The following is a 14,272-nucleotide window of genomic DNA, read 5'->3' as shown; positions in this document are numbered from 1 at the left end:
CCCCTCAGCGCCCTCGCATTAGCTTCCCTTCTTTGGACTCTCCCCGCAACATTTATTCTTCTCTCTCGCTTATTGAAAGGGGCTTTTCGCCATCCTCCTCTTGCCCCGCGAGAGTCAACAACAGAGTATAGCGGTACCGTCAGCATTGTTATTCCCACTCTCAATGAAGTTCAACGCCTTAGCCCTTGTTTGCAAGGATTGAGCCAACAGGGGGGAGAAGTGAGGGAAATTTTAGTGGTGGATAGTAATTCTCGAGATGGGACGAGAGAATTAGTGAAAAATGTTCAGGCTTCCGAAACATCTCCAAAACCGCTTCTTTTAACCGATCCGACCCTTCCTCCTGACTGGGTTGGTCGTCCTTGGGCGTTAGATTATGGATTTAGGCAAAGTTCCCCAGAAAGTGAGTGGGTTTTGGGACTTGATGCAGATACCCAACCTCAACCCGGTTTAGTGGCGAGTTTAGTAGAAATTGCTTGCAGGGAAAATTATGATTTAATTTCTCTTTCTCCTCAGTTCATCTTGCATTATCCAGGAGAATGGTGGCTGCAACCGGCTTTGTTAATGACTCTACTGTACCGTTTTAATCCTTCTGGCAGTGATGCTTCTTCTGCCGATCGCGTTATGGCCAATGGACAGTGCTTTTTTTGCCGCCGTTCTGTGTTGACTGCTGTTGGCGGTTATGAACGGGCAAAAGCATCATTTTGTGATGATGTTACCCTTGCTCGTTTCATCGCCGCCCGAGGCTATAAAGTAGGCTTTTTAGAGGGTAGGGAAGTGTTAAAGGTGCGAATGTATGAGGGCGCAAAAGAAACCTGGCAAGAATGGGGGCGATCGCTCGATCTTAAGGATGCTTCTTCCCTAGGGCAAATTTGGGGAGATGTCTGGCTGCTATCTGCGGTTCAAGGTTTCCCTTTGCCTGTACTACTCGGCTTGGATTCCGCCTGGCTGTGGGGCGATCGCACTTTGGTTATTACTCTGGCGATCGCCTTAAATCTGTTTCTTGTCCTCCTGCGATGGTTAATGTTAATGGCGATCGCCCCCTCTTACGCAGGGGTAAGCAAAACTTTGGCTTCTTGGCTGTTTTGGTTATCTCCTCTGGCGGATATCCTCGCAGTGTCTCGCATTTTTCTCTCTTCTCTACAAAAACCGAAACAGTGGCGAGGACGAGTTTATTGAACTTGAAGGAATAGTGCAATCACTAATCACTAATCACTAATCACTAATCAACTCGTTCCAATTGCCAGAGAATTTGATTGCCTTCTCGACGCACGCGGGAAATGACCCAGTTTCGCCAAGACCAATTATCACCGCGACTGGTTACGGCACTGGCGTTAACATCCATTAAATCTGCAAGTTCGGAACTGCTAATTAAATAGCCTTTAGTGGCAATTTCTTCAGCAATACGAAGGGTTTCTATCAAGTTATGAAGTTGAGTTACCCGAACTTCGCGGGGAAGGATATCTTCAGCAACACTGGAATTTACTTCACTCATGGTTTGAAGGTCGAGAAAAACTACATTGTCTATTGTTGTAACCTATCATCACAGATTGCATCAAATCTGATAATCCTGCTACCGGTTGATATTCTCATTGTCCATCTGCGATTCTAATATGAACCTCAGTCGATTTCTCCTCTCTCTCTATTCCTAAAAATAGCGATCGATGATGCTTTGATAATCGCTTATTGAAAAGGTTTGCCCAGTATTTTAAACCCTGCCCAATAATAGGGGTGAGCATAAGGTGGAGTGGTTAACTGCATTTTAGCGGGGTCGTTTTGAATGCGAGTCACGGCTTCTTCTAATACCAAACGATGGGGGTTGCCTGTATTGCCCAATTCTGCCAAGCGATCGCCATACCAAGAGATTAATTCCCCATAGGTTACGGTTCGCAGCCAAAGTTGTGCTTGTTTGAGGGCGATGGGGGGAGTTGAACCCCGAGATAAGCAGCGATAAAATTCAATGCTGAAAAGAATGCCAGCGATGGAGTCCACATACCAGAGAGGGTAGAAAACATAAGTAACTCCCGCGCCTAACAGTGCTGCTCCCCATCCCGTATAGCGATCGATCGCGGCAGAGTCAACGGGCTGACCGCAAAGGGCTTCGACTCCTGAAAACCCAAATAACTCAATGCTGCTCAGGGGTAGCTTTTGTAGTTCTGCCAATGTTAACGAGGATTCCCCTGGAAACAAAATCGCTGATTTTTGTGGAGACTTATAATTGTAGGTGATATTTGTTGATAGATGACAAAAACGGTATCCTCTTGTGAGTGATTCAATGATTTTCGCTTTTACCGTTTTGGGATTCGTTAAATGCTGGGAGTTAGAGAAGCCGCGACAAATGAGCGTCGATTCTAAACTGGCATAAGGTAAGGCGGAGAAAACCTCATTTTTCTCATTTCCTTGGCTCTCAATTCCCGCGCTGAGAATGGCATTAATTTTCGGTTTGGCGGTATTGGTCGTCTCGGTAGAAGAGGCGGCAGTTTGCACCTCGCCTTCTGGTTTGAGCCAAGGATCGGGTAATGCCGTGCTAGTTGCGTTCTCGGGGGTAGAGGCGGAGAAGTGGGTAAATTGGAGACTGGGTAAATAAGTAACATTAAAGCGATCCGGCAAGAGTGCATGAAGTGGCAGAAAATGCAACTCGCGATCGGGAATCAACAGGAGGGTATTAATATCCTCATTTTCAAACTCTTGCAGCAAATCGGGAATTCGCAAAATTTTGGCTAATTCTTCTAGCATTGTGGCTAAATGCTCTGAGAGAAGTGCGGGGGAAGACGATCGCCTTTGCCAAGTTTGCCACCAGGTTTTAAATTGAGATAGGTGCTGGCGAGCTTCGCGATATTCGTTTGCGGCTTCGGGTTTTGGGGTTGCGTCTCCTCGATCGGGTTCTGTTGCTTCTAATTCTGCTTGTTCGCCATGAGTAGAAAGGGACGTATTGCTCTCTCCTTCCAATCCTAAAAGTTCTAGGAGAATAGAGAGAGAGTCTTCGCTACTTTGTTTAGCGAGTTCTACCCGAGAGCGTAAGGAAGGACTCAATACGACATTTAAAACGACATTGGGGGTATGCCCTAAAACAATGGGTTCCGGGGTATTGGGTTTGAGAATAAAGGTCGTTAAGCCGTTATCACCCAAGTGCCAAACAATGGCCGCCATGCGATCGCCTAATAATTGTTGTATTTCTGTCCATTTTAAGCCGCTTTCTTGGAGCAAGGGCAGATCGAGCAAGGCAGAGAAGAGAGTATTTTTGCCCCGCTCGGCGCGAGGGAGTGCTTGGAGCAGTTCTCCTTCTTGTACGGCAAGGTCTACACTTAAACGATGAAAGTTTGCGGCAGCCAGAAGCAAGGCGCGTTGTCTTTCCCCAGAACAGTCGGGCGCATTGAGGGCATTTTGCAGGTGTTTGTTACCGGTGTTATAGAGAGATTTTACGGGTTTGTTTTCTTCTAACCCTAAGTAGGTTTGCATTTGTCGTTGCAAAACTTGGGCGTGTAGAAGGGGAAATGCTTCCGGAGTCAGGGTTTGCAGGGCTTCTTCATAACAACTCAAGGCTTTGCGCCAAAACATTCCTGGCTCGTTGGTGTCCAGGCCGCGCTGATAATAAGCCAAGCCGAGATGTTGCTGCAATCTTCCCCAAGCCTCGGGATAGCGATCGCGGGGCAGACATTCCAAACCGCGTTCTAAGCTGGCGATAATCCCCTCATCGCCGCGTTTGTTGAGGTTGGGACAGGCGCGGGCGAGGGGACTCAAGGCAGTCAAGAGTAAATCGGGTTCCCCCGATCGCTTAACGGCTTGGGCGCGATCTTTCCAAGTCCTCCAGCCATCGGCTTGTAATTGTAGGGCGCGATCGTAACAAGCGATCGCCTCTTCCGGTCGTTCGAGTTCCACCAGGGTTGCCCCGCGCGCGCTCCAAAGGGGGGCGGAGTCCGGTGCGATTCTCAGGGCGCGATCGTAGTTTTCGAGGGCTTCTGCAAAGCGGTAGGCACCTCTAAGGCAATCGCCGCGACCGTGCCAGGCTTCGGGGTTGGAACTGAGGGCGATGGCGCGATCGTAAGCGGCGATCGCGGCTTCCGTGCGTCCCAATTCTGCCAAAAGTCGTCCGCGAGATTCCCAAATTTTCTCAAAGTCGGGTTTAATTTCCCCAGCGCGATCGAAGTCGGCGAGGCTGGCAAGATAGTCTCCCAAAGCCAAGCGAGCATTCCCTCTGAGCCATAATAAGCCGTAATCGTTGGGCTTGAGGTTTAGGGCGCTTTCATAGGAGGCGATCGCTTCCTCGTAGCGTCCCAGGTGAAAAAGACTGACACCCCGGTTATACCAACTGTCGTAGTCGTCGGGTTTGAGGTTTAATGCGCCATCATAGCTTTCCACGGCTTCCTGGTAGCGTTGAATGCTCTTGAAGCTATTGCCGCGACTGGTCCAGGCTTTGTAGAAATCTTGCTTCAATTCAATGGCGCGATCGTAACAGGCGATCGCGGCTTCGCTTTTTTCTAGGGCATCCAAGCTATTACCGCGACTGTACCATGCTTTATAAAAGTCCGGTTTCATCTCAAGGACGCGATCGTAAGCAGTCACGGCTTCTTCGCTGCGTCCTAATTCGTCGAGCGCCAAGCCTCGATTGTACCAGGCTTTGTGAAAATCTGGTTTTAGGGCGATGGCGCGATCGTAAGAGGCGATCGCTTCCTCGTAGCGACCGAGATTTTTTAATCCTAAACCGCGATTTCCCCAAGCCTGATGATAATCCGGTTTTAAGGCAATGGCTTTGTCCCAAGCGGCGATCGCTTTTTCAAAATCGCCAGTTTCGTAGAGTTTGACTCCTTGGGTGAAGGCTATTTCGGCTTCATCTCCTTCTGAGTCTGGTGGAGGGGAAACGGGAGGGGGGGTACTCTGACGCTGGTTGATTTGTCTCACCAACTCCTGCACGATTTCTTGAGGATCTTCGCTATCGAGTCCCAAGCGTTGAGCCACTTGCTGTACCAAGTTTCCGTCTTCTTGCAGCCTGACTAGCAGTTCGTCCAGAGTAATGGTTTTGGCACCATTTTCTTGAGCAGTTTCCCATCTGAAGTCTGAGGCGGGAGGGGGTGTGGGGAGTGTGGGGGGGGTGGGGAGTGTGGGGGGAGTGGGGGGGGTGGGGAGAGATAGCCCTTCTGTTGTGATTTCTGGGCTTTCTTCTGAAGAGGGAATCGCTGTTTCGACGGGAAGGGTTGGATTGGCTACGACTGTGGGGGGAGAAGCTGCTTCGTAAGACCACGTATCGCTATCTCCTCCTTTCTCTCGAGCCATGAGCAATCGCCCGATCCCACTTGCGGTATCGCCAAGTTTTTGCAGGGAGGGGAGCAATCGCGTAATTTCTCCCAAAGCTACCATGCGTTCGGCTAAGGCAGGCTCTGGGGCAGGAGATGCGAGAATTTTTGCTCCGTAGCGCTGCAGCCATTCAACCCATTGTTCTTTAGTTCCTCTGTTCTCTAGGGCTGCAATGAAACGTTCTACTCTCGATGCTTGCCAACCGTGAGCGATCCCCTCGAGTAACTGGGTAAATAGAAATTCATAATCTTTGTCTGTCAAGGGTTGACCGAACTCCGCATCTCTGTTTCCATCTTGGCTGGAATCCTCAGTGGGAGAGGCTTGCGGATTGAGTTGTTGAGAGAGATTTTTGAGCCACTGCAACATTTTGCTTACTGAACCTCTGGGAATTTAGCGCGGGTTTGGGCAACGAGCGATCGCAGTCCTTAAAACAAACATTAAAATTTGCAAAGTCGCGATCGCCTAAAATTATAGATCAGATTCTCCGCACAAAGCCTATCCACTTTTAGCGATGAAATCTCAAACCGCGATTTTTCCCTGCTCAACTCTAATTTGCATTCTTCTCTATTTTGGCGATCGTTGTTTATTGTTTAAGGATCATTAATCAGTGGAAATACATTATCTGATTCGTTCTCATAGCGATGGTCAATATCTTGTGGCTCGTCCTCGAGTCAATGATGAAAAGGCGGCATTTTTGTTGCTATTTCGCGAACATTTTGAAGCCTTAAGTTATTTGAATACCCACGCAGCCGATATTCGCGATCGCTTTGGTGTCGAGTCTGCCTCTCAACCTCAACTTAAAAGTATTATCGATCGCTGGGGATTTACCGGAGTTGGTTTAGTTGAAGATGCTCTCATTCCTCGCATTCAATTTTTGGCTCTGAATCATTAAAATTAAAGATTCTTTGTCGCGTACATTGTTTCGCGATCGCCTTACCTACATCCTGAACTTGAGGAAATTGTGAGATCGTAACAGACAAACGGGCAAAATTGTTAAATTAAGTTTAGGAATGATTTCACGGTGTTGGCAAGTTCTACAAACTGTAGTAGGTTTGGGAAAATCATCTAATTGATTTTCAAAACTTGTAAAAACCAATGACAATCGAAAAAACTTTCGCGCTTCGACCGAGGCGAATATTTTCTCTCACGATCGCACTTCTTTTTGCTTTTACCCTAGTATTGTATGGCAGTGGAAACGCGATCGCGGCGGACTACAATCCAACAGGTCCAAAAGAAGAAATGGGGGACTGGCATCTCGTTCCATTACCTCCCAACCCTGAAGATCGGATGCAATCTGTTCATACCAGCTTGTTGCCCAATGGCAAAATCTTGATGGTCAATGGCAGTAGCAATCGCAACACCCTTGAAAAAACAGAAGATGGCTATAAATTTGAGGATGGTGTAAACACAGCGAACTATGATGCCATTAATAACACCACCCTATTCGACCCCATCACCGAAGAATACGAACGTATCGATTCTCCTCCCGCCGAACAAAACGGATTTAGTAACGATCCTTTTTGTTCCGGTCACATTCATCTTGCGAATGGCAATGTTTTAATTATTAGTGGTAGCGGGCGCTACTATCCAGGAGAGAACTTTGAAGGCTCAAAGCAGAGTAATGTGTTCGACTGGAAAACCAACGAATGGAGTACCGTTGGTTTAATGCGTGAGGGTCGCTGGTATCCCAGTCTCGTCACTCTTGCCAGTGGTAAAATTGCCATTTTCTCCGGTTTGAAGTTCGGAAAACCAGGTCAAGTTTCCCCCACAATGGAACTTTACGACCCAGAAACCGAATCATTTCAATTTTTTGACTTAAGAGACTACGAAGATAGTCCTTTTAACATTGAAGTTAACGATGGTTTTGATTATATCGATCTTTATCCTCGCATTTTGCCCACCCCAGACGGTCGCTTATTGATTACGGGAGATGGTGCCGGACACTTTCCCCTAGAAACTCATATAAGCAAAAAATCTTACCTCCTCTCCATTGAAGAACAAGCTAACGGCAAAGCGGAAATAAGTTTTGAGGTCGGTCCCGATCGCGATGTCATCTCGCGGGTTTACGGTACTGCCCTGGACGATCCCAACTCCGACGATATTTTGCTCATTGGCGGTATAATCGGTACAAATGACATTAACTATGGTCGTCCTTACCAAGACGCACGGAACAAAGAACTTGAAGCAAACGGCATCAGTATTGCTCGCAGTTTAGAACGGTGGATCGCCCCAGAAGCAAGCGGCAAGAAAAATGGAGAATGGGAAATCGTCGAAGACTTCCTCGACAAGCCCCGTGCCATGAATGAAGCGGTGATTTTGCCCAGCAAAGAGATTCTTGTTATCAACGGCGGTGAATATGGCGAATACGCTCCCATTTACGAACCTGTACTGATGACCCCCGACCCCGACGCACCGGGAGGATATAAGACCACAGACATGAACCCCGGACGGTTGCCGAGGCTCTATCACAATGGTGCTATTTTGTTACCGGACGCAAGGGTTATTGTTGTGGGTGGCAATCCTAGTCGAGCCGGTCACTCTCGCGATGGTACAGTTTATCCCAATGTTATTCCCAATCCCTCGGAATATTATAAAGTGGTCGAAAAAGTGTGCGATCGAGCAAGGGAAAACTGTGTTGATTTTAATATCGACGACTATTATGCAGATCCCCAAGCCTATTACTTAAGTAAAGAGGATAGTAACGGCACTCTCGACCCCTTACCTTTCATCCCAGCAGAAATTTGGCAGACAGAAATTTTTAGTCCGCCCTATCTTTTCAAACCTGGAAAGCGGCCTGCGATTAAAAAAGCGCCAGAGGTCTTACACTATGGCAGTCAAGATCGCATTATTGTGAAAAATGCTGACGAAAATGGCTCTTTAGTTCTGGTGAAATTGGGTACTCTCACTCACTCTTTCGATTACGGACAGCGATTGGCAGATTTAGCAATCAATAAAGTCATCCCTCGCAAAAATCCGCAAAAATTCCGCATCAACTTTACAACACCGGATAATGCTAATTTATATCCCCCTGGATATTACATGATGTTCTACGTCAATGAAATTGGTAAACCTTCCGTCGCCAAAATCGTACAACTAACCGCGTAATACCAATTTTCGATTGGTATAAATCATGATTGGGGTAGTGTATTTGCCTCTACCCCATATCCTCAAAAAATCCAACCATAAAGGAGTTGAAAAATGGCACTGACCGAAGAAGATTTGAGTGTAGTTTTAGAAAACGGTATCGATCCAGAAAATCCAGGAAAATATGCAGATTTACTGGAAGATTTGCAAGGGAATATTCTCCGAGGTCACGGACGAGATCATAGCGTGCATTTATTCCTAGAATTTCACGCAGACAAAGTTGACTCGGCGAAAGAATGGGTTGAAAATTTTGCTAAAAATTACATCAAATCGGCACAACAACAATTTGATGAATCTGCTCGTTATCGCAAAGAAGGCGTGAATGGAGGTTTATTTGCCAATTTCTTTTTGTCCAAAGATGGGTATAAATATTTTGGTGTTAAGCCCTTTAAAATGCCAAAAGATGAGCCTTTTCGCTTTGGCATGAAAAACGAAGCCGTGAAAAATTTGCTCGGAGATCCGCCGGTGGAGGAGTGGGAAACGGGTTATCAGCAAACCCTCCATGCTTTAATTATCATGGCCGATGATGATGTGGTGGATTTGTTACAAGGGGTTAATCAAATGACCCAAGATTTGCGAACAGTTGCCACAATCGTTCATCGCGAAGATGGCTTTATTCTCAGAAATAGCGAAGGTCAAATCATTGAACATTTTGGCTTTGTGGATGGGATCAGCCAACCGTTATTTCTAAAGCGGGATATCGTGCGATCGCGGGTGAACAATTGTAATTTTAGCCAGTGGGATCCGAGAGCGCCTTTAAGTATTGTTGTGGAAAAAGATCGCAACGGTCAAAAAGAAGACAGTTACGGCAGTTATTTGGTGTACCGCAAACTCGAACAAAACGTGAAAGGTTGGAACGAGAATGTTGCTTCCTTAGCGAAAGAGTTGAAAGTTGAACCCGAGTTCGTGGGAGCCTCTACGATGGGACGTTTCAAGGATGGGACACCTCTCACGATGGCTGACGTTCCTTCCCATGCAGTGACTCCTACCAATAACTTCAATTTTGATGAAGATACGAAGGCAATGAAATGCCCGTTTCACGCCCATATCCGCAAAACAAACCCTCGTGGTGATACGGGACGAGTTGAATCTGCACCCAATGCAGAACAGGCTCTTGAAACTGAATTAGGTCATCGTATTGCCCGTCGTGGTATCAGTTACGGGGATAATGATATAAACCACGAACCGGAAACGGGATCGGGTTTGCTCTTCTTATGCTTCCAAGCCACAATTGAAAATCAATTCAATTTCATACAGTCAGCTTGGGCAAATCAACCCAAGTTCGTGCAGGTCGATGTGGGTCCAGATCCCGTTATTTCGCCCCCAGGAAGTCAAAATTGGACGAAAGAATGGGGGAAAGAAGCTACAGAAAATCGTCCTTTTAAGTTGTGGATGAAGGTGAAGGGGGGGGAATATTTCTTTGCTCCCAGTATTAGCTGTTTGGCTAATATGACTTCTCTTTAATTTATCTCCACTTCTCTGATAAAACTACTCAAAAGATTGCGATCGCATTGCTTCTCGATTCTTTACGATCGCATTTCCTGAAAATTAAAAAGATAGGCGATCGCCTATTCTAAACATTCACTGTCACCTGAACCACCCAGTCATTGTAATCGCGATCGCCTCCTCCATATAAGTCTTCAAAACCAAAAAGATTATCTCCCAATAAACGAACGTGATCGATGCCATCGGGATTAGCTTCTAAATAGGGGAAATAAGCAATAAGATTAATTATCGGGGAATTATCGGGGTTATCCCTTAAGAATTCTTCTACTGTACCATTGGCAATCAAAAAGGGTACGACTACGCCTCCTCCCGGAAGTCCTGCATTCAAATTGAGAGACTGTTGAACCGCAGTTTGAGCATAATTTTCCTCTCCTGGTAAGACACCATTAACTTCTCCCGTCAGAGGATCGTCTACGAGATAAAATCCGCAGGAGTTTTGATAATTTGCCAAACTTGCAGTTATAAATTCGGCGGCAACTATTCCAGTAAAACTGCGTAAATCGATCGCTTCTCCTTGCTGTTTTCCTTGAAAGGTTGTCGTGAGAGAAACACTCCCGGAAGTTGTTCCAATTCGCACCTGTAAATCTTGAAAATCGGCATTTCCTGAGCCATCTTCCCAAGCGAGAATAAACCCATCACCCGATGAGAATGTTTGAGTTGATTGAATTGAATAGAGAATCGGCGAAAAATCTCCATCCGCGAGAACTTGTTCTGTGGTGCGATCGCGGATTAAAAAGAAAGCTAATTGTTCCCCTCCGGAAAATGATAAATTGCGGGTATAATTAAATTGAGGGAATGTATTTTGCGGCAGGGCTGAAAAAATAATTTGTGCTTTGGACAAGGCTGCATTAAAATAGCCAGAATCTCCTGGTTTTAATCCATTTACTCGCCCTTGTTCGTCATCAACAACAAATACACCTAATTCATGGACTTGCTGAGTAGCATTGGTTTGTAAATTAATTTGCAGATTAACAGGATTAGCAGATTTTCCTAACTGAAAAACTCCAGACTGAGAAGAAGAGTTCTGCACTGGAAAAATACCTTGTTGTTGAGAATGTTGTTGAGAATTTCCCTGCTGTTGTTGGGAATTAGGATTAGAACCCGTAGAAGTATTTTTACCATTAAAGGCGATCGCATTACTGGTGGCCAATTGCGATTGTCCCACCCCATTAACTGCCCGAAGACGATAATAATAAGTCCCATTTGTCGTTAAACTGGTATCGAGATATTGGGTCAAATTCGTGGCAACATTGGCAATAATTCCCCAACTATTTTGATCTTGAGAGCGTTCTAACAAAAATCCTGTCTCATTATTACTATTATCTTGCCAAGTGAGTTTGATTTGTCCTCCTTCTTCCGTTGCTATTAAATTAGCTGGCATATTTGGCACAGTTCCCAGCACTGGCGTTCCGGCGATCGCTCCTCCTGTCACCGCCGAATTACCCGGTTCTGGGGGGTTTTGCATTGCAGTGCCATTATCCGAACAAGTTCCCAATTGAGGGTCGAGGAGGGTCACTCCTGCCGTAACTTTAGTATCATTGGGATTGGGAGCAAGAGATTGAAAGTTGCCACCACCATCACTAAATTGAGTTCCCGTTTGGTGAAACAGATTAAATCCGGTTTGTCCTTCATTATTTGCGACCAAGGAATCGGTTAGGGTGAGTCCCGTCCCTCCTCCCCAAAAGCCGCCACCTTGAAAACTAGCAATATTACCCGCTATTGTAGTTTGAGTGATGTTTGCGATCGGATTCCCCGTCACCAGTAAACCGCCCCCCAGTCCAGGGCTGGAATTGGCAGAAATTGCCTCATTTTCACAAAAAACACTATTAAAAATCGTAAACGGAGAATTTTCCCCCGTCCACATTCCTCCTCCTTGTAGTGCTGAGTGATTCTTTAAAAAAGTAGTATTGCTAACGGTTAAACTCGCACCTCCCCCAAAACGCAAACCGCCTCCCAGGGCTTCCGAAGTGCTATTTTTTACTTTAATTGTGTTATTAACAATGGTGCTATTTTCCACCGTCACTGTATCGCCATCATAGGCAAAGAGAAAAAGTCCTCCTCCTTGTCCGAACCCTTGATTATTATCAAAACGACTATTACTGATAGTAATGGTGCCTTGGGTACTCGCGTTAGTCGTTGCTGATGCCCCATCGGTATAAATCGCACCGCCATTTCCTCCCTCTCGGACCGGAGAAGTATTTCCTGTGGATTGGTTATTGGTAAAGACAGAGTTTTCGACCCTCAACCCTCCCAATAGAGAGTTAATTGCTCCCCCGGTAGCCCCTTGATTATTGTTAAATAAGCTATCTCGAACCGTTAAATTACCCTCGCTGGCTCCTGCGATCGCACCACCAGCGCGTTCGGAATTATTATCGATCGCCTGATTGCCATCAAATGTACTATTGAGAATCGTCGTTGTACTTTGGTATCCTGTCCAAATTGCACCTCCTCCTTCTCCCGTAGCAACATTGTCAAAAAACTGGCTATTTTCCACCGTGAGTTGAGTTCCATTGCTGGTGGCGATCGCGCCTCCTTGTCCGCTATCTTGAATAGCACGACCATTGCGGAAGATTAAATCTTTAATCGTAACATTGAGTCCAGTTCCACCAATGGCGATAATGCGCGTGCTATTGTTGCCATTGAGGGTAATTCCCGCAGCACTAGAGGCATCGATCGTGAGGTTTTGATTTAGAGTTAGGGAACTACTTAGGGAAATTGTCCCCCCTGCGAGGGACGGATCGAAGCTAATTGTTTCTCCTGCATTAGCCGAGGCGATCGCCGCTCTTAAACTCCCGACTCCGCTATCGTTTAGATTGGTAACGATGCTCATAATTTCAAAAAGAGGGGTGACACCATTCACCCACTCAGTATAGTATTTTTCATTGAATCATAACGAATAGTTGTAACAATTGCGACTTTATGCGGTGCGATCGCGGCAATAAGGCGATCGTTTGGGGATGGAGGAAAAAATCAATCACTCACTAGGAATCTATCCTTCGCTTTTTATATTTCTTTTTTCCAGTCGATGCAATTCTCGCTTTGCAAACCAATAACCCACGAGTAATCCTAATAAACTAGCAGTCATATCCAGCCAACTAAATGTGCGATAAGGAGAGAAAGATTGAATATATTCTTCAACAACGGTAATGATACCAAAAATAAGTGCAAATAAAGGGATTCGATAACCTATTATCGTTAATTTTCTGCCCAGAAGAACGCGATCGCCTAAATAACTAGCAATTCCGTACAGAATAAAATGACCGAAAAGATCGTGATAAGGAATATAACCCAAATATCCCGGCAAGCTATTGGTATAAGCGAGAAAACCAATACTAACTAAAGTTGCACCATAAATCAAGGCCGCCAATAACCAACCAAAACTAAGAGAGTGTTGTGCTTTCATGATTAGAAGTCAAAACGGGTTTTTGTTTTCTTTTGACTTCTGACTTCAAGGTTTCTTGGAGTAATTTCGCAAGGTGGGAAGGAGAATTTGCAACAGGAATTCCGGCGCGATCGCAAGCAGCTAATTTCGCTTCTGCTGTACTTCCGTGAGCAAAAGAAGTCGAACATTGAGAGAGAATGAGTTTGGTTGTGTCTTGAGAAAAAGGTTGAATTGGCACAAAACGCCCAGAAACATAAACGAAAATAGGTTTTTTAAAATGAGGAGGAATTAAATCTGCGGCTTCCTCATTTCCCATCATCGCCGATTCAAGTAAGGCGATCGCCTTGGTTTTGCGATCCTTTGCTAACAGGGTTAACCAGTCAGAAAACCCCGATCCGATCGCCTCACCATTGCCCAGATCGATCGCGATCGACTGACCGATCCCCCCCTGAGTCAATTCCCAGGCCACTTCATCCAGCAAACCCGTACCGCGACCGATCAGGGCAACATTACCAGGAGTATAACAACGGGCTTCACAGATGCCCAACAAAACTCTTTCCGGAACAATTATCCCGGCACTTCCTCCACCTAAAACTACAGTTTTGTTCGCTTTTGCCTTGCGAAATAAGCGCATCATATCTAAAGGAGGAATATGATTCGTGACTAAAATAAGGCGGGGAATATTGGCCGCCATCGCCTCTAAAACAGCATCGAGAATTTGATTGGGAGGAACAAAAATAATTGACATATAAACCACCTCAACTTTCGCGATCGCCTCCTCCACCAAATCGAAAACGGGTACGCCTGCAATCTCCTCTCCTCCTCGTCCAATGCCCACTCCGGCCACAATATTTGTTCCATAATCCTTCATTTTGGCAACAGCATGAATCGCCAAGGGTTCAGTAATTCCTTGGACTAAAATCTTTCGCGATTGCCAATTGTTCATTGATA

Annotated in this window: 9 protein-coding genes; 4 read left to right on the top strand and 5 right to left on the bottom strand. The window is 45.8% G+C overall.

Translation table 11 applies throughout. The features are described from left to right. Positions 1–1,176: 2'-O-glycosyltransferase CruG (gene cruG / locus VB714_RS09045; protein ID WP_323223310.1), on the top strand; the 1,176-nt coding region annotated here is incomplete at its 5' end. A 43-nt stretch (positions 1,177–1,219) separates the two neighbouring features. Here the strand turns inward: cruG and VB714_RS09040 are convergent. After that, positions 1,220–1,492 carry a hypothetical protein gene (locus VB714_RS09040; RefSeq protein ID WP_323223308.1) on the bottom strand — a complete coding sequence of 91 codons (273 nt, stop codon included), beginning with the start codon at positions 1,490–1,492 and terminating at the stop codon, positions 1,220–1,222. Between the two features lie 188 nt (positions 1,493–1,680). After that, entirely contained in the window at positions 1,681–5,655 is a 3,975-nt protein-coding gene (locus VB714_RS09035) for a CHAT domain-containing tetratricopeptide repeat protein (RefSeq protein ID WP_323223307.1), read from the bottom strand. A gap of 241 nt (positions 5,656–5,896) precedes the next feature. Here VB714_RS09035 and VB714_RS09030 point away from each other — a divergent pair, with 241 nt between their 5' ends. From VB714_RS09030 to VB714_RS09020, 3 genes are all read left to right on the top strand, one after another. Beyond that, positions 5,897–6,181 carry a hypothetical protein gene (locus VB714_RS09030; RefSeq protein ID WP_323223305.1) on the top strand — a complete coding sequence of 95 codons (285 nt, stop codon included), beginning with the start codon at positions 5,897–5,899 and terminating at the stop codon, positions 6,179–6,181. Positions 6,182–6,384: 203 nt separating this feature from the next. Continuing rightward, positions 6,385–8,394: a galactose oxidase early set domain-containing protein gene (locus VB714_RS09025; protein ID WP_323223303.1), complete on the top strand. Its 2,010-nt coding sequence runs from the start codon at positions 6,385–6,387 to the stop codon at positions 8,392–8,394. Between the two features lie 93 nt (positions 8,395–8,487). Continuing rightward, the gene (locus tag VB714_RS09020; protein WP_323223301.1) at positions 8,488–9,897 is read left to right on the top strand and encodes a Dyp-type peroxidase; all 1,410 of its coding nucleotides are present in this window, start codon (positions 8,488–8,490) and stop codon (positions 9,895–9,897) included. Positions 9,898–10,006: 109 nt separating this feature from the next. Here VB714_RS09020 and VB714_RS09015 read toward each other — a convergent pair whose 3' ends face one another. The 3 genes from VB714_RS09015 to VB714_RS09005 all read right to left on the bottom strand — a co-directional run bounded on the left by VB714_RS09015 (position 10,007) and on the right by VB714_RS09005 (position 14,267). Beyond that, positions 10,007–12,769, bottom strand: coding sequence for a DUF4114 domain-containing protein (locus tag VB714_RS09015; RefSeq protein WP_323223299.1), 2,763 nt, complete (start codon positions 12,767–12,769; stop codon positions 10,007–10,009). Between the two features lie 159 nt (positions 12,770–12,928). After that, on the bottom strand, positions 12,929–13,342 hold the full coding sequence (locus VB714_RS09010) for a hypothetical protein (RefSeq protein ID WP_323223297.1): 414 nt from the start codon (positions 13,340–13,342) through the stop codon (positions 12,929–12,931). After that, positions 13,320–14,267 (bottom strand): hypothetical protein, encoded by a 948-nt coding sequence (locus tag VB714_RS09005; protein WP_323223295.1) that lies wholly within the window; start codon positions 14,265–14,267, stop codon positions 13,320–13,322. Before VB714_RS09005 ends, VB714_RS09010 begins: the two co-directional genes overlap by 23 nt. Between the last annotated feature and the right edge of the window lie 5 nt (positions 14,268–14,272).

The sequence above is a fragment of the Spirulina sp. 06S082 genome (assembly GCF_034932145.1).
In the GTDB taxonomy this organism is placed as follows: Bacteria; Cyanobacteriota; Cyanobacteriia; order Cyanobacteriales; family Spirulinaceae; genus CCY15215.
The sequence above is the reverse complement of the archived record's forward strand: the minus strand, read 5'-3'. Positions and strand labels throughout refer to the sequence as shown.

What these genes read in the sequence shown, in the direction of transcription:
- VB714_RS09040 (WP_323223308.1), bottom strand. Translation starts at nt 1,492, where the DNA reads ATGAGTGAAGTAAATTCCAGTGTTGCTGAAGATATCCTTCCCCGCGAA.
- VB714_RS09035 (WP_323223307.1), bottom strand. Translation starts at nt 5,655, where the DNA reads ATGTTGCAGTGGCTCAAAAATCTCTCTCAACAACTCAATCCGCAAGCC.
- VB714_RS09025 (WP_323223303.1), top strand. Translation starts at nt 6,385, where the DNA reads ATGACAATCGAAAAAACTTTCGCGCTTCGACCGAGGCGAATATTTTCT.
- VB714_RS09020 (WP_323223301.1), top strand. Translation starts at nt 8,488, where the DNA reads ATGGCACTGACCGAAGAAGATTTGAGTGTAGTTTTAGAAAACGGTATC.
- VB714_RS09015 (WP_323223299.1), bottom strand. Translation starts at nt 12,769, where the DNA reads ATGAGCATCGTTACCAATCTAAACGATAGCGGAGTCGGGAGTTTAAGA.
- VB714_RS09010 (WP_323223297.1), bottom strand. Translation starts at nt 13,342, where the DNA reads ATGAAAGCACAACACTCTCTTAGTTTTGGTTGGTTATTGGCGGCCTTG.
- VB714_RS09005 (WP_323223295.1), bottom strand. Translation starts at nt 14,267, where the DNA reads ATGAACAATTGGCAATCGCGAAAGATTTTAGTCCAAGGAATTACTGAA.